A 22,804-nucleotide genomic window follows, 5' to 3' on the forward strand; every position below is an offset into this window, starting at 1 on the left:
GGTCCGCCGTGCGGCTGCGCGTGAATCCGTGCGCGAGTCCGTGCGCGGGATGCGCGCAGCCGCTACCGTCTCCGGCCATGACTGGTGTTGCGCTCGCCGAAGAGCTGCTTCTCCTCGCGTACGACGACGAGACCGGCAAGGCGACCATGCCGCGGATCAGCCTCGACCTGGGGATGGCCGCCGCGGTGCTGATCGAACTGGCCCTGGCCGGCCGGATCGTGTACTCCGAGGGGTCCCTGACGGTGGTCGACCCGACCCCCACCGGCGAGCCGCTCGTCGACGGGGTCCTCGCCCGCATGGCCGCCGACACGCCGCACAGCCCCTCGTCCTGGGTGCAGCGGCTGCGGCACGGCCTGCGCGACAAGATCCTCGGCGACCTGTGCGCCCAGGGCGTCGTGCGCGACGTCGACGAGACCGAGCTGGGCTTCATCCACGTGCACCGCTACCCGACGGTGGACCCCGCCGTCGAGGCGGACACCCGACGCCGGCTCGCCGAGGCGCTGGCCAGCGGGGAACTGCCCGACGAGCGGACGGCGGCCCTGGCGACCCTGGTCGCGGTGCTGCGGATGGAGCCGGCGCTCGGCTTGGCCGGTGACGCGGCGCGGGAGGCCCGGCAGCGGCTGGAGGAGATCGCCGGCGGCGCCGGCTTCTCCGGCACCGTCAGCCTGGACGACTCCGTGGTCCGCCCCTCGGTCGGCCTCGTCGTGGCCGCGCTGGGCAGAGCCGTCGACGCCGCCCTGGGCCCCCGCCGCTGACCCACCCCGGCTGCACCCACCCACCCACCCACCCGGCCCCACCCACCCACCCGGCCCCCGCCCCCGACATCCCGTCGATCATGAGGTTGGCGGGCCGGGGAAGCGCTTACCGGCGCCGCTAACCTCATGATCAACGTGGCGGGGGTGGGTGGGGTTGGTGGTCAGAGGCCCAGGGCGTTGGCCATCTCGGTGCGGAGGGTGGCGACCGCCTCCCCTGCGCGGGTGCGGGCCGCGGCGACGTCGCCGTCCGCCACCGGCTCCACCACCTCCAGGTACGCCTTGAGCTTCGGCTCGGTGCCCGAGGGGCGGATCACCACCCGGGCGGCGCCGGTACGCAGGATCACCACGTCCGCCTCGGGGAGCAGGTCCTGCGCCTCGGTGACCGGCTGCCCGAGCAGCGTCGTCGGGGTGGCGGCCCGGATCCGGGCCATCGCGGCGGCGATCTCCCGCAGGTCGTCCACCCGCACCGAGAGCTGGTCGGTGTGGTGCACGCCGAACTCGGCGGCCAGCTCGTCCAGCCGGTCGGTCAGGGTGCGGCCCCGGGCCTTGAGCCCGGCGGCCAGCTCCGCCACGGTCAGCGCGGCGGTGATGCCGTCCTTGTCGCGTACGTGCTCGGGGGCGACGCAGTAGCCGAGCGCCTCCTCGTAGCCGAAGACCAGCGGCTCGGCCCCGCCGCCGGCGCGGACGATCCACTTGAACCCGGTCAGCGTCTCGTCGTACGGCATGCCGCGGGCGGCACACATCGCCCGCAGCAGGGACGACGACACGATCGTGGTGGCGTACAGGCCGGTCACGCCGCGCCGCATGAGGTGGTCGGCGAGCAGCACGCCCACCTCGTCGCCGCGCAGCATCCGCCAGCCGGGCGGGTTCCCGTCGGGCTGGGCCGGGCCGGCGACCTCCGCCCCCGTGCTCGCCGCCGGACCGGTGTCCCGGACGGCCACCGCGCAGCGGTCCGCGTCCGGGTCGTTGGCGATGGCGATGTCCGCGCCGGTCGCCTCGGCCAGCGCGACCAGCCGGTCCACGGCCCCCGGCTCCTCGGGGTTGGGGAAGGAGACGGTCGGGAACGCCGGGTCCGGCTCGGCCTGCTCGGGCACCACACCGGGCACGGGGAAACCCGCCCGGGCGAACGCCGCGGTGAGCACCGCCGCACCCACCCCGTGCAGCGGCGTGTACGCCACCGCCAGGTCGCGCGACCCGTCCGGGTCGATCACGGCGGTGGCCCGCTCCACGTAGGAGGCCACCAGGTCGTCGCCGAGCACCTGCCCGGCCGGTCCGAGCGGCACCTCGGCCAGCGGCCCCACCGACCGGATCGCGGCCTCGATGCCGGCGTCCGCCGGCGGCACGATCTGGGCGCCCGCGCCCAGCGTCCCGCCCAGTTCCGCGCCGAGGTAGACCTTGTAGCCGTTGTCCTGCGGCGGGTTGTGGCTGGCGGTCACCATCACCCCGGCCACCGCCCCGAGGTGGCGCACCGCGTAGGCGAGCACGGGGGTGGGCAGCGGGCGGGGCAGCAGCAGCGCCGGACGTCCCGCGCCGGTGGCGACCTGGGCGGTCCGCTCGGCGAACTGCCGGGAGCCGTGCCGGGCGTCGTACCCGATCACCAGCGGGCCGGTGCCGCCCTGGGCGGCGAGCCAGTCGACCAGCCCGGCGGCGGCCCGGGTGACCACCGCGAGGTTCATCCCGTTGGGGCCGGCGCGCAGCGGGCCGCGCAACCCGGCGGTGCCGAAGGTCAGCGGGCCGGCGAACCGGTCGGCCAGCTCCGGGGCGCTCGCCGGCAGGCGGTCGAGCACCGCCCGCAGCTCCTCCCGGCTGGCCGGGTCGGGATCGTCGTCGAGCCAGCGCCGCGCTTGCTCGCGAATGTCGTCGATGTCAGTGGTTTCCGCCGGCATGTCTCTTGATAGCACGCCGGCGGATCACCACCGCGCTTCCCCCGGGGCTCAGCCGGCCTCGGTGAGCTGGAACGACTTGACCATCTCGTCGAAGATCGGCCGGCTGTCGGCGAACTTCGCGTCGGTCGAGGTGAGATAGAACGAGTAGACCTTGCCCTCGTGGACCACGCCGCGCCACACGCCGTGCCGCTTGGCCTCGCCCTCGCCGCAGGTGTACTCGAACTCGGCCGCCGACTTGCCGACCCACTGCACCTCGTTCATGGCGAGCTGGGCGTACGGCTTCGCGCAGGACTTGGAGCGGTTCTTCAGACCGTCCTCGGCGACCTCGGCCCAGCGCATCGAGTTGGTGCGGAAGTCCTCGACCAGAATCCGGACCTTGCGGCCCTCGTCCTCCGGGTCGACGTAGTCCACCCAGTTGCCGGCGCTCTTGATCTCCCAGCCCTGCGGCACCATGACCCGCACGCCCTTGCCGGCGTGCTCCTTCATCTCGGGTACGCCGGCGGCCGGGGCCGACGAGGTCGGTGCGGCCTGCGGGACGGTCGGCGCCGGGTCGTCGCCGCCGGTGAACAGGACGACCGCCCCGATCAGCAGCAGCACGGCCAGGCCGCCCGCGGCGGCGAGCTGCACCTTGCGCGGCCAGCCCTTGACCGTGCCGACGAGCTGGTTGCCGACGGCGCCGACCCGGCCGCCGATGCCGCCGCCCGAGCCGCTCGGGGCGGGCGCGGTGGCGGGAGTCGCCCACGCCTGCCCGGTGCCCGGCACCGACCACTGGCCGCCGCCGTACGTCCCGCCGAGGTGCTGCGTCGCCTCGGGCGGCGGTGCGCCGAAGACGGGAGTTCCGGCGCTCACCCGCTGGGTGGCCTCCGGCGGGGTGCCGAAGGTGGGCGGGCCCGCCTTCACCCGCTGGGTCGCCTCGGTCGGGCCGCTGAAGCCGACCAGGCCGGCGGCGTTGGTCCGCAGCTGCTGGGTGGCGTCCGATCCGCCGGACGCCATCCGCTGGGTCGTCTCGGCGCCGCCGTAGGTGCGGCCGGCCGGCGTGGACCCGCTCGGCGCCGGCATCGCGCCGGTGGGGGTGTGCAGTGGCCCGGCCAGGGCGTCGGCGCTGGTGTCCTCCATCGCGGCGGGGCTGGCGGGGAGCGCGGCCTGCGCGGGCCGCTCGCCCCGGCGCAGCGCCGCCAGCCGGTCGGTGAGCGACTCGCCGGGATTGAGCATCGCCCGCCCGCCGATCTGCCCGCTCGGCTTCGGCTCCTCGGGCGCAGCGGCCGGCGGGGTCGGCACGGGCCGCTGCACCGGTACCACCGAGTAGGGATCGGTCACCGAGTTCACCGCGGCGGCGTTGCTGGTCAGCGGGCCGGCGAGCAGCTCGCGCAGCATGGCCCGGGCGGTGTGCACGTCGAGGCGGCGGGCCGGGTCCTTCTCCAGCAGGCCCATCAGCACCCGGGCCAGCGGCCCGCTGCGCTGCGGCGGGGCGGGCGGGTCCTCGACCACGGCGTGCATGGTCTCGATCGGGTCGCCCTTGTCGAACGGGGGCCGCCCCTCCACCGCCGTGTAGAGCGTGACGCCCAGCGAGAAGAGGTCGCTCGGCGGGCCGAACTCCTGGCCCATCGCCCGCTCGGGGGAGATGAAGTGCGGCGAGCCGAGCACCATCCCCGGGGTGGTGAGCTGCACGTCGGTGGGCATCCGGGCCACGCCGAAGTCGGTCAGCACGCAGCGCCCGTCGGCGCAGATCAGCACGTTGGCCGGCTTGACGTCGCGGTGCAGCACGCCGATCGCGTGCGCCACCTCCAGCGCGCCGAGCAGCGCGATGCCGATCTTGGCGACCACCCGCTGCGCGACCGGCCCGTCCTCGATCACCATGTCGGCGAGGCTGCGGGCGTCGAGCAGCTCCATCACGATCCACGGCCGGCCGCCCTCGGTGACCACGTCGTAGACCTGGACGACCGCCGGGTGCTGGATCGCGGCGGCGGCGCGGGCCTCGCGCAGGGTGCGCTCGTACATGGCGTCGCGGTCGCTCGGGGCCAACCCCGGGGGCAGGACGACCTCCTTGACGGCCACGTCGCGCCGCAGGAGTGTGTCCGTGGCACGCCAGACCGTGCCCATGCCGCCGTTGCCCACCGCCGAACGCAGCGAGTAACGGCCACCGATCGTCGTGCCGGGCGTCGCGCGTCCGTTGGGGGGACTGACTGGTCCGCCGCTCCACGTCGGGATCTGAGTCACAGAAAAGCCACCGGGGGAATTCGAGGGGGGCTGGGACACAACCCCCCTATCTTGCTGGTTCCGACGCCCGATGCGAAACCCGACGCGGCGGACGTTTACCGAACTGGACAGTACGTACCCGAACGTTCACCTCTCGTCGATGTCCGTCGACCGGTGTGCGGTATCCCTCACCCGCCGACGGCGTCGCGCGTCCTACCATCCGCTAATGAGCGAACCGCGGTCAAGCGAGTCCGGTTTCCCGATCAAGGGCGTCTACACGGCGGCGGACCTTCCGGAGGACCTGGACTCCCGGCTCGGCGGCCCGGGCGAGTTCCCGTACGCGCGCGGGGTCTACCCCACCATGTACACCTCCCGCCCCTGGACCATGCGCCAGTACGCCGGTTTCGGCACCGCCACCGAGTCCAACGCGCGGTACCACCAGTTGTTGCGGGCCGGCACGATGGGCCTCTCCGTGGCCTTCGACCTGCCCACGCAGATGGGCTACGACTCCGACGACCCGATCGCGCACGGCGAGGTGGGCAAGGTCGGGGTGGCCATCGACTCGATCGACGACATGCGGCTGCTCTTCGACGGCATCCCGCTCGACAAGGTCTCGACGTCGATGACCATCAACGCGCCCGGCTCGGTGCTGCTCCTGCTCTACCAGCTGGTGGCCGAGGAGACCGGCGTTCCCGGCTCGGCCCTCAACGGCACGATCCAGAACGACATCCTGAAGGAGTACATCGCCCGCGGGACGTACATCTTCCCGCCGAAGCCCTCGCTGCGGCTGGTCGCCGACACCTTCGGCTACTGCCGCAAGGAGGTGCCGAAGTGGAACACCATCTCCATCTCCGGCTACCACATGGCCGAGGCCGGCGCGTCGCCCGCGCAGGAGATCGCGTTCACCCTGGCCAACGGCGTCGAGTACGTCCGGGCCGCGCTGGAGGCCGGGCTGGCCGTGGACGACTTCGCGCCCCGGCTGTCGTTCTTCTTCGTCGCCCGCACCACCCTGCTGGAGGAGGTGGCCAAGTTCCGGGCCGCCCGCCGCATCTGGGCCCGGGTGATGCGCGACGACTTCGGCGCCAGGAACCCGAAGTCGATGATGCTCCGCTTCCACACCCAGACGGCGGGCGTGCAGCTCACCGCCCAGCAGCCGGAGGTCAACCTGGTCCGGGTGGCGGTGCAGGGTCTCGGCGCGGTGCTCGGCGGCACCCAGTCGCTGCACACCAACAGCTTCGACGAGGCGATCGCGCTGCCCACCGAGAAGGCGGCCCGGCTGGCGCTGCGCACCCAGCAGGTGCTGGCGTACGAGACGGACCTGACCGCCACCGTCGACCCGTTCGCCGGCTCGTACGTGGTGGAGGCGATGACCGCCGAGATCGAGGCGGCGGCGACCGAGCTGATGGAGCGGGTGGCCGACCACGGCTCGGCGGTCGACGCCATCGAGGCGGGCTTCCAGAAGCGGGAGATCGAGCAGTCCGCCTACCGGATCGCGCAGGAGATCGACTCCGGCGAGCGGGTGGTGGTGGGCCTCAACCGGTTCACGGTCGACGAGGAGGAGCCGTACGAGCCGCTGCGGGTCGACCCGACGATCGAGGCGGCGCAGGCCGAGCGGCTGGCCCGGCTGCGTGCCGAGCGCGACGCCGGGACGGTCGAGCGGGGGCTGGCCGAGCTGCGCGCCGCCGCGGAGGGCACCGAGAACGTGCTCTACCCGATGAAGGAGGCGCTGCGGGCCCGCGCCACCGTGGGCGAGGTCTGCGGCACCCTGCGCCAGGTGTGGGGGCTCTACCGCCCGACCGACCGGTTCTGATCACTCCCTCCGACGGCCGTCCGATCTCCCGCCGCGCCGGGGACGGGCGGCCGTCGGCGTCGGGCCCGCACTGTCGGCGGTCCGGGGCAACCAACCGCGGTGGCCTCCGCCTTCTTCGCGGTGGTCGGCTTGGCGTCGGTGGGGTCTCGGTCGCGGTGGGACCGCTCTTCGCCTCCCGCGTCGTAACCGGCCGGTCCACGTGCCGGTAACGACGGACCCACGGGACGTTTTCGCTGGTCGCGGGGGTGCGGGCGGAGCGCGACAGTCGGAGGAGGAGCCGCCGCCGGCCGCCGGCGGCGGACGCGCGGAGCGGGCCCCGGCGACGCCGCCGGAGGGCTCGGCGCGCGGCGGGGAGCGCCGTGGCCCACCGGCCGAGGCGTGTGCCGGACGGGTTCGGGGGTAACCCGACCGGGTGGACGTGGACGCACACGGTGTGCGGTTGGTCGGGGACGGAGCGTGTGACCGTCTCGGGTGCCCGCGGTCGGGGCGTGGTCGGGTAATTGTCGGAGTGTCAGTTCACCTGACCGACTAATGCGACAATTCGGAACGACGGTTCTCGAGATCGACGCCGATTTCGGGGCCGCCGGTCCGGTTACGCGTTGTAGGAGGTGTGGGGCAGATGACGGCGTTCGACCGCGATCTACCTGCTGTCCCGCAGATCTGCGAGCGCTCCGAGCAGGGCATACGTGACGCTGTGCGGTCCGACCACTACCGGAACGAGGTTGCCCAGCGTCACCGTCGGAGGTCTAGGCTGTCTGCTGTTCCTGATGATCCATCCATCTCTAGCGAACGAGAATTCGACGTGACGAGTGCGTTGACGCTGCCCACCGGCAACCAGCTGGCGTCGTCCTGGCTGGAGGCGCCGTCCGGGTCCCAGCCCCTGCCGTTCGAGCTGGACCACCTGCTCGCCCTCCGGGTGCCCGGGCTGATCGCCACCCGTCGCCACCTCCACTCGCACCCGGAGCTCTCCGGCGAGGAGTTCGAGACGGCCGCCCTGATCGCCCGGGAACTCACCCTGGCCGGCCTGAGGCCGCGGCTGCTGCCGAAGGGCAACGGGGTCATCTGCGACATCGACGGCCGCCCCGACGGCCCGGTGGTCGCGCTGCGCGCCGACATCGACGCCCTGCCGCTGACCGACTCGAAGGACGTGCCGTACCGCTCCACGGTGGACGGCGTCTGCCACGCCTGCGGTCACGACGTGCACACCACCGTGATGCTCGGCGTCGGCATGCTGCTGGCCCAGCTCGCCGACCTCGGCGAGCTGCCCGGCCGGGTCCGGCTGATCTTCCAGCCCGCCGAGGAGATCCTGCCCTGCGGCTCGCTGGAGGTCATCGAGGCCGGCGGCCTGGACGACGTGGTGCAGATCTTCGCGCTGCACTGCGACCCGAACCTGCCGGTCGGGCAGATCGGCCTGCGGGTCGGCCCGATCACCGCCGCCGCCGACAACGTCACCGTCCGGCTCACCGGCCCGGGCGGGCACACCGCCCGCCCGCACCTGACCGTCGACCTGGTCGACGCGCTGGGCCGCCTGATCACCGAGGTGCCGGCCCTGGTCAGCCGCCGGGTGCCGGCCAACAGCGGGCTGCTGCTGGTCTTCGGCCACGCCTCGGCCGGCACCCGTTACAACGTCATCCCCTCCGAGGCGTGCGCCTCCGGCACCCTGCGGGTGATGGACCGCGACACCTGGGAGCTGGCCCCCAAGATCGTGGGTCAGGTCGTGCGCGACGTCGTCGCCCCGACCGGTGCCACGGTCGACCTGGAATACCTGCGGGGCCGCCCGCCGGTGTGCAACGACTCCCGGGCCATCCAGGTCCTGACCGGCGCCACCGTCGCCGCGCTCGGGCCGGAGGGCGTCGCCGAGACCCCGCAGAGCATGGGCGGCGAGGACTTCTCCTGGTACCTGGAGTACGTCCCCGGCGCGCTCGCCCGGCTGGGCGTCGGCCGCTCCGGCCCGAACGTGGACCTGCACCGGGCCTCGTTCGACGTGGACGAACGGGCCATCCCGGTCGGCGTACGACTCATGGTCCAGACCGCGCTGCGGGCACTGGCGGCGGCGCGGTAGGCGGCAGCGGCGCGGCCGGTCCGGCCGGCGTCATCGGCCGCGGGGCCGCGCGCCGCCGTCGGCGCAGCACCACCAGCAGCACCGTCAGCGGTACGCCGATCGCCAGCAGCCACGGCAGCACCGCACCCAGCACCGTCAGCAGGATGGTCATGGAGGTCAGGAAGACCTTCCAGCCGCCCTCGAGCCCCACCAGGAAGCCGACCTCGGTCTCCTCGTCGGCGGTGCTCGCGTCCGGGCCGACCAGCGACACGGTGATCGTCGACAGGCTGGTCAGGTCCGCCAGCCGCTCCTTCTTCGCCTCCAGCGAGGCGAGGTCGGCCTCCCGGCGGGACAGCTCGTTCTCCAGCGACACCAGGTCGCTGATCGAGGTGGCCCGGGCCAGCAGCCGACGGGCGCTCTCCACCCGGGCGCGCTGGGTGGTGATCCGCGCGTCCAGGTCGACCACCTGCTCGGTGACGTCCTCCGTGCGGATCTCCCGCCGCTGCTGCCGGCCCAGCTTCGCCAGCTCGTCGACAACGCCGTGGAACTTCGCCGCCGGCACCCGCAGCTCCAGCTCGGCCCGCGCGTCCGCGTCGGCGCTGCGCCGCTGGTCACCGCCGACGAAACCGCCGGCCGCCGTGACCGCGGCGATCGCACTGCGTGCCGCCGCGTCCACATCGTCCACCTGCACGCGCATCGTGCCGGTGTAGATGATGGAGCGCTGGTCGACCCGCAGGTCCGGTGCGCCGGCGCCGCTGCCCTGCTCGGCCTTGCCGCCGCCCTTGTCGGCCGCGTCGCCGGCCCGCTCGGCCGCGCCGCCCGCCTGGTCCGCCGCGCCGCCGGCCCGGTCCCGATCCGCCGGGGCCGCCGCCGGCGCGCTGTCGGCGTTGTCGCCCGCGTCGCTGCCGCAGCCCGCCAGCGCGAGCAGCGCCACCAGCGCGGCGGCCGTCAGTCGTACGCCCCGACGTCGCCGTTCCCGTCCGTCCATCCCGCCTCCATCGTCCTCGCCCCCGTGCGGGGCGATACCTCAGACGTGACGCGCCACCACGCCGGTTCCGGCAGACTGCGCTGAGGACATCACGATTCGATAATCTTGGAGTCACGATGCAGCTCACCAAGTACGCCCACTCCTGCCTGCGGGTGGAGCACGACGGGGGAGTGCTGGTCATCGACCCGGGCGTGTTCAGCGAGGCGGCTGCGCTCGACGGGGCCGACGCGGTGCTGATCACCCACGAGCATCCCGACCACCTCGACGTCGAGGCGGTCACCCGGCAGCTCGACCGGCGCCGGTTCGTCATCCACGGCCCGGCGTCGCTGGCCGGCACCCTGGGCGACGCCGCCGAGGCGCTGGACGCGGTCCGACCCGGACAGTCGTTCACGGCCGCCGGCGTGCCGGTACGCGCCCACGGCGGCCGGCACGCCGTGATCCACCCCGACATCCCGGTGGTCGACAACCTGGCGTACCTGCTGAACGACGTCGTCTACCACCCCGGGGACAGCCTCGTCGTCCCCGAGGACGCGCAGGTCGACACGCTCTTCCTGCCGATCCACGCCCCGTGGACGAAGTTCTCCGAGTCGCTGGACTTCCTCCGGGCGGTCGCCCCACGCCGGGCGTACGCGCTGCACGACGGGCTGCTCAACGACAACGGGCTCAACGTGCTCAACGGCAACTTCGCCCGGCTGTCCGACGTGGAGTACCGCCGGCTCGAGCCGGGCACCCGGGTCGACGCCTGACAGCGATGCCCGGCCCGCCCCGAGAGCTGGTGCACCGGCTCTACACCACCCCGCCGGACAGGTTCGTCGCGATCCGCGCCGAGGCTGTCGCCGAGGCCCGCCGCGCCGGCGACCCGAAGGCCGCCCGGGAGATCGCCCGGCTGCGCCGGCCCACCGTGGCCGCCTGGCTGGTCAACCTGCTCGCCATCCGCCGCCCCGAGTTGGTCGCCGACCTGGCTCAGCTCGCCGAGGCGCTGCGCACCGCCCAACGCGAGCTGCGCGGGCCCCGGCTGCGGGAACTCTCCACCCAGCGGCGGGCGGTCGTCGGCGCGCTCGTCGCGGAGGTGCGTAAGCTGGCGGCCGGGGCCGAGGGGGCCCCGCCGGCCGGGAAGCTGCCGCTGGCGGAGGTGGAGGCCACCCTCAACGCCGCGCTCGCCGACACCGACGTCGCCGAACAGGTCCGCTCCGGCCGGCTGCTGCGGGCCGCCACCTACGCCGGCTTCGGCGAGGTGCCCCGCCCCCAGTTGCGTCTGGTGACCGGTGGGGAGGAGCCGGAGCCGGCGCCCCGGCCCGAGCCGACCGGGAAGCAGCGGGGCGGCACCGACCGGGCCGCGCTCCGCGCCGAGCAGGCGGAACGGGCCGCCCAGGCGGAGCGGGCGCGCCGACGGCGGGCGCTGGAGAAGGAGCTGGCCAAGGCGCGTACCGACCAGGAACGCGCCGAGGCGGAGCTGGCGGGCGCGACGGCGGCCGAGCGCGACGGCGCCGGCGCCCTGGACGCGATCGAGGCGGAACTGGCCGAGCTGGAGCGGCGCCGGGCCGTCGCCGAGCAGGACCTGAGCCGGGCGAGGCTGGCGCGGCGCGGGGCGGAACGGGTGGTGACGGCCGCGCGCCGCCGCGCCGGCGAGGTCGAGGCGGCGGTGGAGGCCCTCGACGCCGAAGAGGGGGATGCCGAGTCGGGCGACGGCGCGGCAGACTGACCCCTGTGGACGGACGGGGAGTGCGCGGATGACGCCGGAACAGGTCGCCGCGGCCAGCAAACCGATCGTGCTGGACCTCGGCGACGTCTTCACCCGCTGCCCCACCACCCTGCGTCGGGCGCGGCTGCTCGGCATCTCCGGCTGGGCGTTCTACGTCACCGGGCGGGCCGGCGCCCTCGGGGACGTCCGCGCCGAGACGGTGGCCGCCGCCCTCGGCTTCCTGGCCCCCGAAGCGGTCGCCGACGGCTGGGACGCGGCCCGGCGGGTCGTCCCGCCGGTCGAGGTGGCCGCCGCCACCCTGGTCGAGTGCTGCCGGTGGGGCGAGGAGCGGCTCGACGCCCTCGCCGGGGTGAGCCGGCTCGCGGCCCTGCTCAGCCGCGCGGTCGACGCCGCGGACGCCAGCGGCATGCCGCTCTTCGCCGCCTGGCGCGCCATGCCGGTGCCGGTCCGGACGGCCGGTGCCCGGGCGGCCGTCGGCCTGCGCCTGCTCCGGGAGTACTTCGCAGGGGCGCACCTGATCGCGGTCCGGGCCAGCGGGATGACCCCGCTGGAGGCCGTGCTCGCCGGGCCGGAGGGGGAGGCGGGCGCGGTCGCCTGCGGCTGGCCGCCGCCGTACCCGCCGGTCGGTCCGCTGGTCCGGCGGCGGCTGTGGGCCGAGGCGGTGACCGACCGGCTGGCCTCGCCGGCGTTCGCGGCGCTCGGCCCGGCCGACGGCGCCGAGCTGGTGGAGCTGCTCACCGCGACCCGGACCCACCTGACCGACCCGGGCTGAGCCGCCGGCACGCGGCCGCCCGGGGTGGCCGGAAAATCGGCGGCGACCCGCCGGCCCGCCTGTCAGGATCGCCTCCGTGACTCTTCCCGCCGGCTGGCACGCCCGCCGCCCCACCCTGGACGACGTACCGGCGATCCTGACGGTGGTGCACGCCGCCGACACCTTCGCCGTCGGCTACCCGGACTTCGACGCCGACGATGTCACGGCCGCGCTGACCGCGCCGTTCTTCGACCCGGCCCGCGACTCGTGGGTCGTCACCGACCCGGGGGACGTGGTGGCGGCCTGGGCGACGCTCGACAATCCGACCGGCGTGGGGCGCGAGTTCGTCGAGGTGTACGTGGAACCGGGGCGGGGCGACGACCTACGGGCGCCACTGCTGGCCCGGCAGCTCGACCGGGTCGCCGAACGTGCCGCCGACCGGGGCGTGCCGGCGCTCACCGTCCGTACGGCCGTCTTCGCCCCAGAGACGCGGTGGGCGACGGAGGTGGCCGAGGCCGGGTTCACCCTGGCCAAGCGGTACGTGCGGATGCGCCGGTCGCTGGCCGGGCTGGCGGCCGAGCCGCCACTCCCGCCCGGGGTGACCCTCCGTCCGCTGCGCGGCGAGGACGAGGCCGACCTGCGCGAGTTCCACCGGATCTTCGACACGGCGTTCCGGGACACCCCGGACTACGAGCCGGTCGGCTTCGAGCAGTGGCGCCAGCGGCTCACCCCGTACGGCACCACCTGGGACGAGTGGTTCATCGCCGAGGTCGACGGCGTGCCGGCCGGCGCGCTCCAGTCCTCGGACCAGGCGCTGGATCAGAACGAGGGCTTCGTACGCAGCCTGTCGGTGCTGCCGCCGTACCGGCGGCGGGGGGTGGGCGCGGCGCTGCTGCTGCGGGCCTTCACCACCTACGCGGCCAAGGGGCGGGAGTCCGCCGGGCTGGGCGTGGACCTGACCAACCCGACCGCCCCGGTGACGCTCTACCGGTCGGTCGGGCTGCGCGAGGTGAGCTGGACCGACATGTACGAGCTGGTCGTGCCGGCCGCCGGTGTGTGATTGACGACGCCGGGCGGGGCCGGATGGGGGCCCCGTCCGGTGCCGGAGCAGACTGGGGGCCGTGGGATACGCGCTGGGCCGACGGTACGGGCTAGGCCGACGCGGTGCCGGTGGGGCGGGACCGCAGCTCGGTGACGTAGTCGTCCGGTGCGCCCGCCTTCTCGGCGGCGTTCGCGATCTCCGAGAGGTACCACGCCGTGGGCAGCCCGCCCTCGTACCCGTCGAAGACGTAGATCCACGCGGTCACGTCGCCGTCGAGGGTGGAGACGCGCACGTGCAGCTTGCGGTACGTGCCGGCGGTCACCCCCTCGAGCTCGTCGAGCTGGGCGGCGTCGTAGGGGTGGATGTCGTAGATCGCCACGAAGACCCGGTCGCCGGGGGACTCGACGACCGTGCTGACCGCACCCTCCCAGCCGATCACGTTCTCACCCGCGAAGGTGAGCCGCCAGCCTTCCAGCCAGCCGGTGCCCACCATCGGCGAATGCGGACAGTAGGCGCGCATGCGGGCGGGGTCGAGGTTAGAGCCGTAGGCGGCGTGATGACGCACGGCGATGACGATAGCCCGCCCGCGGGGTGGGGGAGAATACGACGGAGCGTGTCGGACGCGTTCGGGAGAAGAAAGTCACTGTGAGCATTGGTCGGGGGCGGGCACGGTGAGCGCGAGGAGTGCAGCGGAGCGGAGCCCCGCAGCCGCGAACGAAAGGATGGCCCTGTGAGCCGGATCGTGATCATCGGCGGTGGACCGGCCGGCTACGAGGCGGCCCTGGTCGCCGCGCAGCTGGACGCTGATGTCACCGTGGTGGAGGCCGAGGGCGCCGGCGGGGCCTGTGTGCTGTCCGACTGCGTACCGTCGAAGACCTTCATCGCCAGCTCCGAGGTGGTGACCGGCTACCGGGACACCGAGGAGTTCGGGGTGCACTCCGACGGGCTGGAGGCGGTCACGGTCGACGCCCGCACGGTGCACGAGCGGGTCAAGCGCCTCGCGCTCGCCCAGTCCGCCGACATCCACGCCAAGCTGGTCAAGGCCGGGGTGACCTTCGTGTCGGGCACCGCCCGGCTCGGCGAGGACACGCTCGGCCACACCCACCGGGTGCTCGTCACCCCGACCGACGGCGGCGGGGAGCAGTCCATCGCCGCGTCGACCGTGCTGGTCGCCACCGGCGCCACCCCGCGCCAGCTGCCCACCGCCGTCCCGGACGGCGAGCGCATCCTGACCTGGCGCCAGGTGTACGACCTGCCGGAGCTGCCCGAGCACCTGATCGTGGTCGGCTCCGGCGTCACCGGCGCGGAGTTCGCCAGCGCCTACCTGGCGATGGGCGTGCAGGTGACCCTGGTCTCCAGCCGCGACCGGGTGATGCCGCACGAGGACGCCGACGCGGCCATGGCCATCGAGCGGGTCTTCCGCAACCGGGGCATGAGCATCCTGAACAACTCCCGGGCGGACGCGGTCCGGCGTACCGCCGACGGGGTGGAGGTCGAGCTCTCCGACGGCCGCAGGGTGGCCGGCTCGCACGCGCTGATCGCGGTCGGCTCCATCCCCAACACCGCCGACCTGGGCCTGGCCGAGTACGGCGTGGCGCTGGCCCGGGGCGGCTACGTCACCGTCGACCGGGTCTCCCGGACCAACGTGCCCGGCATCTACGCGGCCGGCGACTGCACCGGGGTGCTGCCGCTGGCCAGCGTGGCCGCCATGCAGGGTCGGATCGCGATGTGGCACGCGCTCGGCGAGGCGGTCCGGCCGCTGCGGCTGCGTACCGTCGCGGCGAACGTGTTCACCGATCCGGAGCTGGCCACCGTGGGCGTCTCGCAGGACGAGGTCGACGCGGGCAAGGTGCCGGCCCGACAGGTCATGCTGCCGCTGGACGGCAACGCCCGCGCCAAGATGGACGACCTCGCCGACGGCTTCGTCAAGCTCTTCTGCCGCCCGGCCAGCGGGCAGGTGATCGGCGGCGTGGTGGTGGCGCCGAAGGCGAGCGAGCTGATCCTGCCGATCACCATGGCGGTGGAGAACAACCTGACGGTCAACGAGCTGGCCCAGACGATCACGATCTACCCGAGCCTCTCCGGCTCCATCACCGAGGCCGCCCGCCAGCTCATGCTGCACGAACTGGAGTGACCCGCCGGAGCAGGGCGACCGCGACGACGACGAGCACGGCGACCTCGGTGAGGATCAGCAGGCGCTCGACCAGGCCGAGCAGCAGCCGGTCGCCGGGGTAGGCCGACCAGACCATCGCCGCCGCCAGGACCACGCTGGCCGTGGCGAGACCGCGTACCCGGCGGCCGGCGGCCTCCGGCAGGCGTCGGGCGAGCAGCCAGCCGGCGACCGGCAGCGCCAGGAAGGCGACCACCGAGGCGTACCGGTGGACGTAGGCGGCGGTGTCCATGGGCAGGCCCGGCTCGTTCGTCGGCACCACCGCGGCCAGCAGCAGGCCGCCGACCCAGGCGGCCAGGAACGCCTCGGCAGCCCGCCCCGCTCCGGCGGCGGGCGGCCGGTGGACGCGCCACAGGGCGGGCAGGAGCACGGCGGTGGCCGCCGCGAGCACCAGCATGGCGACGTCGATGACGCCGCCCCGGTCGGAGACGGCGTAGTCGCTGACCGTCAGCGTCCACGGGTCCAGGTTCTCGTTCACCTCGACGTGGCCGACCACGGCGAGCAGCGTCGCCAGGGCGATCCCGCCGAGCGCCAGCAGTCCACTGTTCCGGGTTCCGCGCATGGCCCAGCCTGTCCCGGCAGGGACCCCAGGCGGATCCGGGCCGCCCACGGAGATCGGTCCCCGGGACCACCCCTAGGCGGCGCCGGAGCGGCCGGTCACTCCGCCCCGGGCGCGTCCCGCCGCGCCGGGGCGACGATCGGCACCGCGACCGACTCGGCGGCCCGCCGGGCCCCGACGGCGGTCATGGCCCAGCCCGCCGCCGCGAAACCGGCCGCGGCGACCCCCGCGATCAGCGCCAGCCGCCACGCGGACTCGGTGAGCGCCGTCCCGCCGAGGTGCCCGACCAGCCCGCCGTACGTGGCCCAGCCCAGCGCCGCCAGGCCCTCGTAGAGCAGGAAGAGCCGGTACGGGTACCGGCTGCGGCCGGCCGAGAAGCAGGCCGCCATCCGGCCGCCCGGCACGAAGCGGCAGAGCAGGATCACGAGCGGCCCGGGCCGGCGCAGCCCCTGGGTGACCCGGCTGGCGACGCGCCGGGCCCGGCCCCGCTGGGCGTCGCGCGGCGCCCGGCGGTCCGGCGCGCCCCGCCCGAGCAGGTAGCAGGCCAGGTCCCCGACGAAGACGCCGAGCGCGCCGACGGCGATGGTCACCGGCAGGTTCAGCCCGCCGTACACGGTGAGGGCGCCGCCGGTGATCATCACGACCTGGGTGGGGATCACGGGCACGAAGGCGTCCGCGACCAGCAGCGCGAGCAGTGCGAGGTACGCCCAGGCCGGCGATGCGACCTCAGTGAGTAGTTCGGGCACGACTGCCACCTCGCCGGACGGGGCCGATTGCGGGTACCGAGCCTGACGGGTCGTCCGGCGTCACGGGGCAGGGCCCTGGCGCGTGGTGACCACCGACACGGCAGGGCCACCGGACACAACGAGCGGACACCGCCGCAGGTGACGCCTCGGCGCAGCGTCGAGGGTCGGCGGATCGGGACGGCCCGGCGTACCGTTGTCGGCGCGCGGCCCCACGACCGTCGGGTCCCCCGTTCCTGACGGTGCGGCCGCCGCGGGCCGCCGGCAGGTCCCGTGCCGGCGGCCCGCCCCCGTGCCGCGCGGCGTGCCGACCCGTGCTCCCGTCCCCGCCGTCCGGGTGCCGGACCGCCCGGAAAAACCGGCTGCGGTCTCCGCGACCGGGGACGTACCGTCGCCCCATGCGCAGTGCGGTATCCACCACGACGCCGGGAGACCCCGGCGCGCCGTACTGACCTGACCGTCGACGAGGCCCCGGGGCGATCCGCCCCGGGGCCTCGTCGCGTCCGGTGACCGGGTCGCCTCCGGGCCGTACCCGATCAAGGAGCGCGACATGATCGACCACCGCAGGCTCGGCCGGGAGCTGGAGCTGTTCGCTTCCGACCCGCTGGCCGGCGCCGGGCTGCCGCTCTGGCTGCCGGCCGGCGCCGCCGCCCGGCACGCCGTCGAGGAGTACGTCCGCGAGCTGGAACGCCGGGCCGGGTACCGGCACGTGCTCACCCCGCCGCTGGGCAGGCGGGAACTCTTCGAACTCTCCGGCCACCTCAACTACTTCGCCGACGACATGTTCCCGCCGATGGCGCTCTCCGCCGACGACGAGTTCGTGCTGCGCCCGGCGCTCTGCCCGCACCACGCCCTGGTGTTCCGGGCCCGGGGCCGCTCCTACCGGGAGCTGCCGCTGCGGATCGCCGAGCTGGGCGGCATGTACCGCGCCGAGCGCTCGGGGGTGCTCGGCGGGTTGTCCCGGGTGCGGGCCATCTCGCTCAACGACGCGCACAACTTCTGCGCCCTGGAGCAGGTGGGCGAGGAGGTCGTCGAGATCCTCCGGCTGATCCGCGAGGCGCACGCGGCGCTCGGCGTACGGGCTGCGGGGTTTCGGCTGTCGCTGCGCGGGCCGGGGGAGAAGTACGTCGGGGACGACGCCCAGTGGGCGCGGGCGGAGGAGCTGCTCCGCGCCGCGCTCGACGGGGTGGAGTTCACCGAGGCCCCGGGGGAGGCCGCCTTCTACGGCCCGAAGATCGACATTCAGGTGGTGGACGCCGCCGGCCGTGAGTTCACCCTCTCCACCGTCCAGCTCGACTTCGACAAGCCGGAACGGTTCGACCTGTCGTACACCGACGCGTCCGGGGCGCGGCGTCGACCGGTGATGGTGCACCGGAGTCTCGTCGGCAGCATGGAGCGGCTCTTCGCGTACCTGATCGAGGTGCACGAGGGCGCCTTCCCCGCCTGGTACGCCCCGGTGCAGCTGGTGGTGCTGCCCGTCGGGGACGAGCAGGCCGGGGCGGCGGCCCGGCTCGCCCGCGACGCGCTGGCCGCCGGGCTGCGCGTCGAGGTCGACGGGGCCGGTTCGCTGGGCTCCCGCATCCGCGACGCGGCCCGCGCCCGGGTCCCGTACGCCGCCGTCGTCGGCCCCCGCGAGGCGGCCGAGGGCGCGGTCTCGCTGCGGTTGCGCGGCGGCCGGGCCCTGGACCCGATGCCCGCCGCCGACGCCCTCCGGCTCATCGGCGCGGTGGTGGCCGACCGCGGCCCGGCCCTGCTGCCGACCCGCTGAGCCCCCGCCCGGCCCCGACCCCGTCGCCCGCCCGCCCGTCGCCGCCGGCGGCCTCCCCGTCACCGGGACGACCCTTCGAGCGGCGCGGGCTCGGGGTCGGGCCGGAGGCCGGGCCCGGGGGCGGGCTCGGGGTCGGGGTCGGGCTGGAGGGCGGCGGTGAACTGCGACCGGTACAGGCGGTGGTACGCGCCCCGCGCGGCGAGCAGCTCGTCGTGCGTGCCCTGCTCCACGATCCGGCCGTCCTCCATCATCAGGATCAGGTCGGCGTCACGGATGGTGGAGAGCCGGTGCGCGATGACGAAGCTCGTCCGGTCCGACCGCAGCGCCGCCATCGCCCGCTGGAGCAGCACCTCGGTGCGGGTGTCCACCGAGCTGGTCGCCTCGTCCAGGATCAGCAGCGACGGCTCGGCGAGGAAGGCCCGGGCGATCGTGATGAGCTGCTTCTCGCCGGCGCTGACGTTGCTGCCCTCCTCGTCGATCACCGTGTCGTAGCCGTCGGGCAGGCTGCGTACGAACCGGTCCACGAACGTCGCCCGGGCCGCGGCCAGGATCTCCTCCTCGGTCGCCCCGGGGCGGCCGTACGCGATGTTGTCGCGGATGGTGCCCCCGAAGAGCCAGGTCTCCTGGAGCACCATGCCGATCCGGCCGCGCAGGTCGTCGCGGCGCATCGTGGTGACGTCCACCCCGTCGAGCGTGATCCGGCCGGCGTCCAGCTCGTAGAAGCGCATGACCAGGTTGACCAGCGTGGTCTTGCCGGCCCCGGTCGGCCCGACGATGGCGACCGTGTGGCCGGGCTCGGCGACCAGGGAGAGGTCCTCGATCAGCGGCTTGTCGGGGGAGTACCGGAAGGAGACGTTCGCGAACTCGACCCGGCCGTGCGGGTCGCGTACCCGGGCCGGCTCGGCCGGGTCGGGGCTCTGCTCCTCGGCGTCGAGCACGGCGAAGACCCGCTCGGCGGAGGCCACCCCGGACTGGAGCAGGTTCGCCATCGAGGCGACCTGGGTGAGCGGCTGGGTGAACTGCCGCGAGTACTGGATGAACGCCTGCACGTCGCCGAGGCTCATCGACCCGGACGCCACCCGCAGGCCACCGACCACGGCGATCGCCACGTAGCTGAGGTTCCCGACGAACATCATCGCCGGCATGATGATCCCGCTGATGAACTGGGCGCCGAAGCTCGCCCGGAACAGCTCGTCGTTCTTCGCGGTGAAGGCCGCCTCGACCTCGCGCTGCCGGCCGAAGACCTTGACCAGTTCGTGGCCGGTGAACGCCTCCTCGATCTGACCGTTCAGCTCGCCGGTGTGCGCCCACTGGGCGATGAACTGCCGCTGCGACCGCTTGGCGATGGCGGTGGTGACGACCACCGAGACCGGGACCGCGACCAGGGCCACCAGGGCGAGCAGCGGCGAGATCCAGAACATCATGGCGAGCACGCCGACCACGGTGAGCAGCGAGGTGAGCAGCTGGCTCAGCGTCTGCTGGAGGCTCGTCGAGATGTTGTCGATGTCGTTGGTGACCCGGCTGAGCAGCTCGCCCCGGGGCTGCCGGTCGAAGTAGGGCAGCGGCAGCCGGTTCAGTTTCTCCTCCACCTCGGCGCGCAGCCGCAGGACGGTGCGCTGCACCACCCCGTTGAGCAGCCAGCCCTGCCACCACATCAGCAGGCTGCCCGCCAGGTAGAGCCCGAGCGCCAGCAGCAGCACCCGCGCCAGCGCGGCGAAGTCGATGCCCACGCCGGGCACCACGTCCATCCGGGCGAGCATGTCGGCGAAGTTGTCGTTGCCGGCCGCCCGCGCCGCGGCCACCGCCTGGTCGGCGGTGGTGCCCGCCGGCAACTGCCGGCCGATCACCCCGGTGAAGATCAGGTCGGTGGCCCAGCCGAGCACCTTCGGCCCGACCACGCTGAGCCCGACGCTGAGCACCGCCAGCGCGATCACGGCGATGAGCTGGAGGCGCTGCGGGCGAAGCCGGCCCAGCAGCCGCCGGGCCGAGGGCCCGAAGTTCATCGACCGCTCGGCGGGCATCCCGACGCCCGCGTGCGGACCGCCGCGCTGCCCGCCGGCCGGCAGCCGCTTCGGCGTCGCCGCGTCGGCGGCCGGCTTCTGCTGCGGTATGGTGCTCACTCCGTCACCTCGCTCCGCTCGGCGACGGCGCGCCGCGCCGCGCCGCTGTGCCTGACGGTTCGCTCGCTCCGCGCGCTCACGCGACCACCCCCGTGGTGTTCTGCGACGCCACGATCTCGGCGTACGTCGGGCAGGTGAGTAGTAGTTCGTCGTGCCGGCCGATCCCGACCACGCCCCCGTTCTCGAGCACGACGATCTGGTTGGCGCCGACGATGGTGGAGACCCGCTGCGCCACGATCACCACGGCGGCGTCCGCGGTGACGGGGCGCAGCGCCGCCCGCAGCCGCGCGTCCGTGCCGAGGTCGAGCGCGGAGAACGAGTCGTCGAAGAGGTAGATCTCCGGCCGCCGGACCAGGGCCCGCGCGATGGCCAGCCGCTGCCGTTGCCCGCCCGAGACGTTCGTGCCGCCCTGCGCGACCGGCGCCTCCAACCCCTCGGGCATCGCCTCGACGAAGTCCCGCGCCTGGGCGATCTCCAACGCCTCCCAGAGTTCCGCGTCGGTCGCGTCCGGGTTGCCGTAGCGCAGGTTGCTCGCCACCGTCCCGGTGAACAGGTACGGCCGCTGCGGCACCAGCCCGATGCGGCGCCACAGCTCGTCCGGCGCCAGGTCCCGTACGTCGACGCCGTCGACCAGCACCGCGCCGGCGGTCGCGTCGACCAGCCGGGGCACGAGCGACAGCAGGGTGGTCTTGCCCGCGCCGGTGCTGCCGATGACCGCCGTCGTCGTCCCCGGCGTCACCCGGAACGACACGTTGCGCAGCACCGGCTCGGCCGCGCCCGGGTACTGGAACGCGACGTCGCGCAGTTCCAGCTCGCCCTGGGCGGTCACCTCGGTCACGGGGTGGGCGGCGGGCACCACGGAGGAGTCGGTGTCGAGCACCTCGACGATCCGCTCGGCGCAGACCGCCGCCCGCGGCACCATCATCAGCATGAAGGTGGCCATCATGACGGCCATCAGGATCTGCATCAGATACTGGAGGAAGGCGGTGAGGGCGCCGACCTGGATCGCACCGGCGTCCACCCGCTCGGCGCCGAACCAGAGCACCGCGACGCTGGAGACGTTGAGCACCAGCATCACCACCGGGAAGATCAATGCCATCAGGCGGCCGATGCGCAGGGCGGTCGCGGTGAGGTCGGCGTTCGCCGCGGCGAAGCGATCCGTCTCGTACGGCTCCCGGACGAACGCGCGCACCACCCGGATGCCGGTGATCTGCTCGCGCAGCACCCGGTTGACCGTGTCGATGCGGGTCTGCATGAGCCGGAAGCCCGGCACCATCCGCCGGATGATCAGCCACAGGGCGACGGCCAGCACGGGCACGCTGACGAGCATCAGCCAGGAGAGCCCGACGTCCTCGCGCAGCGCCATCACCACGCCGCCGACGCTCATGATGGGCACGGCGACGAGCATCGTGCAGCTCATCAGCACGAGCATCTGCACCTGCTGCACGTCGTTGGTGTTGCGGGTGATCAGCGAGGGCGCGCCGAACCGGGCGACCTCGCGGGCGGAGAAGCGGTTGACGTGCCCGAAGATCGACGACCGGACGTCCCGGCCGAAGGCCATCGCCGTGTGTGCGCCGAGGTAGACGGCCGCGACCGAGCAGACGATCTGGACCAGGCTGACCGCGAGCATCCAGCCGCCGGTGCGCAGGATGTAGCCGGTGTCGCCCCGGGCCACGCCCAGGTCGATGATGTCGGCGTTGAGGCTGGGCAGGTAGAGCGACGCCATCGTGCCGACGAACTGGAGCAGCACCACGGCGGCCAGCGGCCGGTGGTACGGGCGAAGGTGCGTACGCAGCAGCCGGGTCAGCACGCCGGACCCCCTTCCGGGGTACCGTGGTCGCCGTTGCCGATGACTTCGAGGAGGAACTCGCGGATCACCGCCGCCTTCGCCGGATCGGCGTCGACCGAGGTCAGCGGGTGCCCGGAGCGGATCATGGCGGTCAGCGCGTCGATCCGGGCGCGGCCCGCCAGCGTGATCGCGATCTTGACGCTGCGCCGGTCGGCCTCGTCGCGCTGCCGCTCGACGAGGCCGTCGCGTTCGAGGGTGTCGACGATGCCGGTCAGGGTGGCCGGCCGGACGAAACAGTGCTCGGCCACCGTGCGGTGCGGCAGTTCGCCGTGCTCGGCGAGGGTCATCAGGGTGACCATCCCCGCCTGGGTGAGGCCGTGCGCCTCCGCCAGGTAGCGGTTCCACCGCTGTCCGGTGACGTGCCCGGCGACCACGAGCAGTCGCGCTATCGGCACGTCCCGTAGCGTCATCAGTTCCATGGCCG

18 protein-coding genes are annotated in these 22,804 nt (G+C 74.1%); 9 read left to right on the forward strand and 9 right to left on the reverse strand.

The window, feature by feature from the left end; all coding sequences use genetic code 11:
* Positions 1-77: 77 nt before the first annotated feature.
* On the forward strand, positions 78-755 hold the full coding sequence (locus ACFHW0_RS25255) for a GOLPH3/VPS74 family protein (protein ID WP_416611415.1): 678 nt from the start codon (positions 78-80) through the stop codon (positions 753-755).
* A gap of 161 nt (positions 756-916) precedes the next feature.
* Here the strand turns inward: ACFHW0_RS25255 and ACFHW0_RS25260 are convergent, their stop codons facing one another.
* A complete protein-coding gene (locus tag ACFHW0_RS25260; RefSeq protein ID WP_416611417.1) occupies positions 917-2,641 on the reverse strand; it encodes a phospho-sugar mutase in 1,725 nt (574 codons plus the stop codon).
* Between the two features lie 48 nt (positions 2,642-2,689).
* Complete coding sequence (locus tag ACFHW0_RS25265) at positions 2,690-4,858, reverse strand: serine/threonine-protein kinase (protein WP_416611419.1); 2,169 nt, start codon at positions 4,856-4,858, stop codon at positions 2,690-2,692.
* 205 nt (positions 4,859-5,063) lie between these two features.
* Between ACFHW0_RS25265 and ACFHW0_RS25270 the strand changes: the two genes are divergently transcribed.
* The gene (locus tag ACFHW0_RS25270; protein WP_416611421.1) at positions 5,064-6,647 is read left to right on the forward strand and encodes an acyl-CoA mutase large subunit family protein; all 1,584 of its coding nucleotides are present in this window, start codon (positions 5,064-5,066) and stop codon (positions 6,645-6,647) included.
* An 802-nt stretch (positions 6,648-7,449) separates the two neighbouring features.
* On the forward strand, positions 7,450-8,709 hold the full coding sequence (locus tag ACFHW0_RS25275; RefSeq protein WP_416611423.1) for an amidohydrolase: 1,260 nt from the start codon (positions 7,450-7,452) through the stop codon (positions 8,707-8,709).
* Here the strand turns inward: ACFHW0_RS25275 and ACFHW0_RS25280 are convergent.
* Positions 8,666-9,676 carry a DUF4349 domain-containing protein gene (locus tag ACFHW0_RS25280; protein ID WP_416611425.1) on the reverse strand — a complete coding sequence of 337 codons (1,011 nt, stop codon included), beginning with the start codon at positions 9,674-9,676 and terminating at the stop codon, positions 8,666-8,668. The genes ACFHW0_RS25275 and ACFHW0_RS25280 overlap by 44 nt on opposite strands.
* A 116-nt stretch (positions 9,677-9,792) precedes the next feature.
* On the opposite strand from ACFHW0_RS25280, the gene ACFHW0_RS25285 reads away from it, so the two are divergent.
* The 4 genes from ACFHW0_RS25285 (at position 9,793) to ACFHW0_RS25300 (ending at position 13,189) form a co-directional block, all read left to right on the forward strand.
* Positions 9,793-10,422, forward strand: a complete 630-nt coding sequence (locus ACFHW0_RS25285; protein WP_416611427.1) for an MBL fold metallo-hydrolase — start codon at positions 9,793-9,795, stop codon at positions 10,420-10,422.
* Between the two features lie 5 nt (positions 10,423-10,427).
* A complete protein-coding gene (locus tag ACFHW0_RS25290) occupies positions 10,428-11,378 on the forward strand; it encodes a hypothetical protein (RefSeq protein WP_416611429.1) in 951 nt (316 codons plus the stop codon).
* 28 nt (positions 11,379-11,406) lie between these two features.
* A complete protein-coding gene (locus ACFHW0_RS25295; RefSeq protein WP_416611431.1) occupies positions 11,407-12,150 on the forward strand; it encodes an SCO6745 family protein in 744 nt (247 codons plus the stop codon).
* Between the two features lie 76 nt (positions 12,151-12,226).
* Positions 12,227-13,189, forward strand: a complete 963-nt coding sequence (locus tag ACFHW0_RS25300) for a GNAT family N-acetyltransferase (RefSeq protein ID WP_416611433.1) — start codon at positions 12,227-12,229, stop codon at positions 13,187-13,189.
* Positions 13,190-13,280: 91 nt separating this feature from the next.
* Here the strand turns inward: ACFHW0_RS25300 and ACFHW0_RS25305 are convergent, their stop codons facing one another.
* A complete protein-coding gene (locus ACFHW0_RS25305) occupies positions 13,281-13,736 on the reverse strand; it encodes a gamma-glutamylcyclotransferase (RefSeq protein WP_121396633.1) in 456 nt (151 codons plus the stop codon).
* Positions 13,737-13,901: 165 nt separating this feature from the next.
* On the opposite strand from ACFHW0_RS25305, the gene ACFHW0_RS25310 reads away from it, so the two are divergent.
* Positions 13,902-15,305 carry an NAD(P)H-quinone dehydrogenase gene (locus ACFHW0_RS25310; RefSeq protein ID WP_121396632.1) on the forward strand — a complete coding sequence of 468 codons (1,404 nt, stop codon included), beginning with the start codon at positions 13,902-13,904 and terminating at the stop codon, positions 15,303-15,305.
* On the opposite strand, the gene ACFHW0_RS25315 is transcribed toward ACFHW0_RS25310, so the two are convergent.
* Both ACFHW0_RS25315 and ACFHW0_RS25320 read right to left on the reverse strand, forming a co-directional pair.
* Positions 15,283-15,903: a DUF998 domain-containing protein gene (locus tag ACFHW0_RS25315; protein ID WP_416611436.1), complete on the reverse strand. Its 621-nt coding sequence runs from the start codon at positions 15,901-15,903 to the stop codon at positions 15,283-15,285. The two genes, ACFHW0_RS25310 and ACFHW0_RS25315, sit on opposite strands and share 23 nt — an antisense overlap.
* A gap of 95 nt (positions 15,904-15,998) precedes the next feature.
* The gene (locus tag ACFHW0_RS25320) at positions 15,999-16,646 is read right to left on the reverse strand and encodes a DedA family protein (RefSeq protein WP_416611438.1); all 648 of its coding nucleotides are present in this window, start codon (positions 16,644-16,646) and stop codon (positions 15,999-16,001) included.
* A 547-nt stretch (positions 16,647-17,193) separates the two neighbouring features.
* On the opposite strand from ACFHW0_RS25320, the gene thrS reads away from it, so the two are divergent.
* The gene (gene thrS, locus ACFHW0_RS25325) at positions 17,194-18,411 is read left to right on the forward strand and encodes a threonine--tRNA ligase (protein WP_416611440.1); all 1,218 of its coding nucleotides are present in this window, start codon (positions 17,194-17,196) and stop codon (positions 18,409-18,411) included.
* 59 nt (positions 18,412-18,470) lie between these two features.
* On the opposite strand, the gene ACFHW0_RS25330 is transcribed toward thrS, so the two are convergent.
* The 3 genes from ACFHW0_RS25330 to ACFHW0_RS25340 all read right to left on the reverse strand — a co-directional run bounded on the left by ACFHW0_RS25330 (position 18,471) and on the right by ACFHW0_RS25340 (position 22,799).
* A complete protein-coding gene (locus tag ACFHW0_RS25330) occupies positions 18,471-20,432 on the reverse strand; it encodes an ABC transporter ATP-binding protein (protein ID WP_416611506.1) in 1,962 nt (653 codons plus the stop codon).
* 175 nt (positions 20,433-20,607) lie between these two features.
* Positions 20,608-22,341 (reverse strand): ABC transporter ATP-binding protein, encoded by a 1,734-nt coding sequence (locus ACFHW0_RS25335; protein WP_416611442.1) that lies wholly within the window; start codon positions 22,339-22,341, stop codon positions 20,608-20,610.
* On the reverse strand, positions 22,335-22,799 hold the full coding sequence (locus ACFHW0_RS25340) for a MarR family winged helix-turn-helix transcriptional regulator (RefSeq protein WP_416611444.1): 465 nt from the start codon (positions 22,797-22,799) through the stop codon (positions 22,335-22,337). Before ACFHW0_RS25340 ends, ACFHW0_RS25335 begins: the two co-directional genes overlap by 7 nt.
* Positions 22,800-22,804: the final 5 nt, after the last annotated feature.

The organism is Micromonospora sp. LOL_025 (assembly GCF_048060285.1).
Taxonomy (GTDB): Bacteria; Actinomycetota; Actinomycetes; order Mycobacteriales; family Micromonosporaceae; genus Micromonospora.

Excerpts from the sequence above, each read along its gene's own strand:
- ACFHW0_RS25280 (WP_416611425.1), bottom strand. The coding sequence starts at position 9,676 with ATGGACGGACGGGAACGGCGACGTCGGGGCGTACGACTGACGGCCGCC.
- ACFHW0_RS25315 (WP_416611436.1), bottom strand. The coding sequence starts at position 15,903 with ATGCGCGGAACCCGGAACAGTGGACTGCTGGCGCTCGGCGGGATCGCC.
- thrS (WP_416611440.1), top strand. The coding sequence starts at position 17,194 with ATGATCGACCACCGCAGGCTCGGCCGGGAGCTGGAGCTGTTCGCTTCC.
- ACFHW0_RS25295 (WP_416611431.1), top strand. The coding sequence starts at position 11,407 with ATGACGCCGGAACAGGTCGCCGCGGCCAGCAAACCGATCGTGCTGGAC.
- ACFHW0_RS25270 (WP_416611421.1), top strand. The coding sequence starts at position 5,064 with ATGAGCGAACCGCGGTCAAGCGAGTCCGGTTTCCCGATCAAGGGCGTC.
- ACFHW0_RS25260 (WP_416611417.1), bottom strand. The coding sequence starts at position 2,641 with ATGCCGGCGGAAACCACTGACATCGACGACATTCGCGAGCAAGCGCGG.
- ACFHW0_RS25285 (WP_416611427.1), top strand. The coding sequence starts at position 9,793 with ATGCAGCTCACCAAGTACGCCCACTCCTGCCTGCGGGTGGAGCACGAC.
- ACFHW0_RS25330 (WP_416611506.1), bottom strand. The coding sequence starts at position 20,432 with ATGCCCGCCGAGCGGTCGATGAACTTCGGGCCCTCGGCCCGGCGGCTG.
- ACFHW0_RS25340 (WP_416611444.1), bottom strand. The coding sequence starts at position 22,799 with ATGGAACTGATGACGCTACGGGACGTGCCGATAGCGCGACTGCTCGTG.
- ACFHW0_RS25255 (WP_416611415.1), top strand. The coding sequence starts at position 78 with ATGACTGGTGTTGCGCTCGCCGAAGAGCTGCTTCTCCTCGCGTACGAC.
- ACFHW0_RS25290 (WP_416611429.1), top strand. The coding sequence starts at position 10,428 with ATGCCCGGCCCGCCCCGAGAGCTGGTGCACCGGCTCTACACCACCCCG.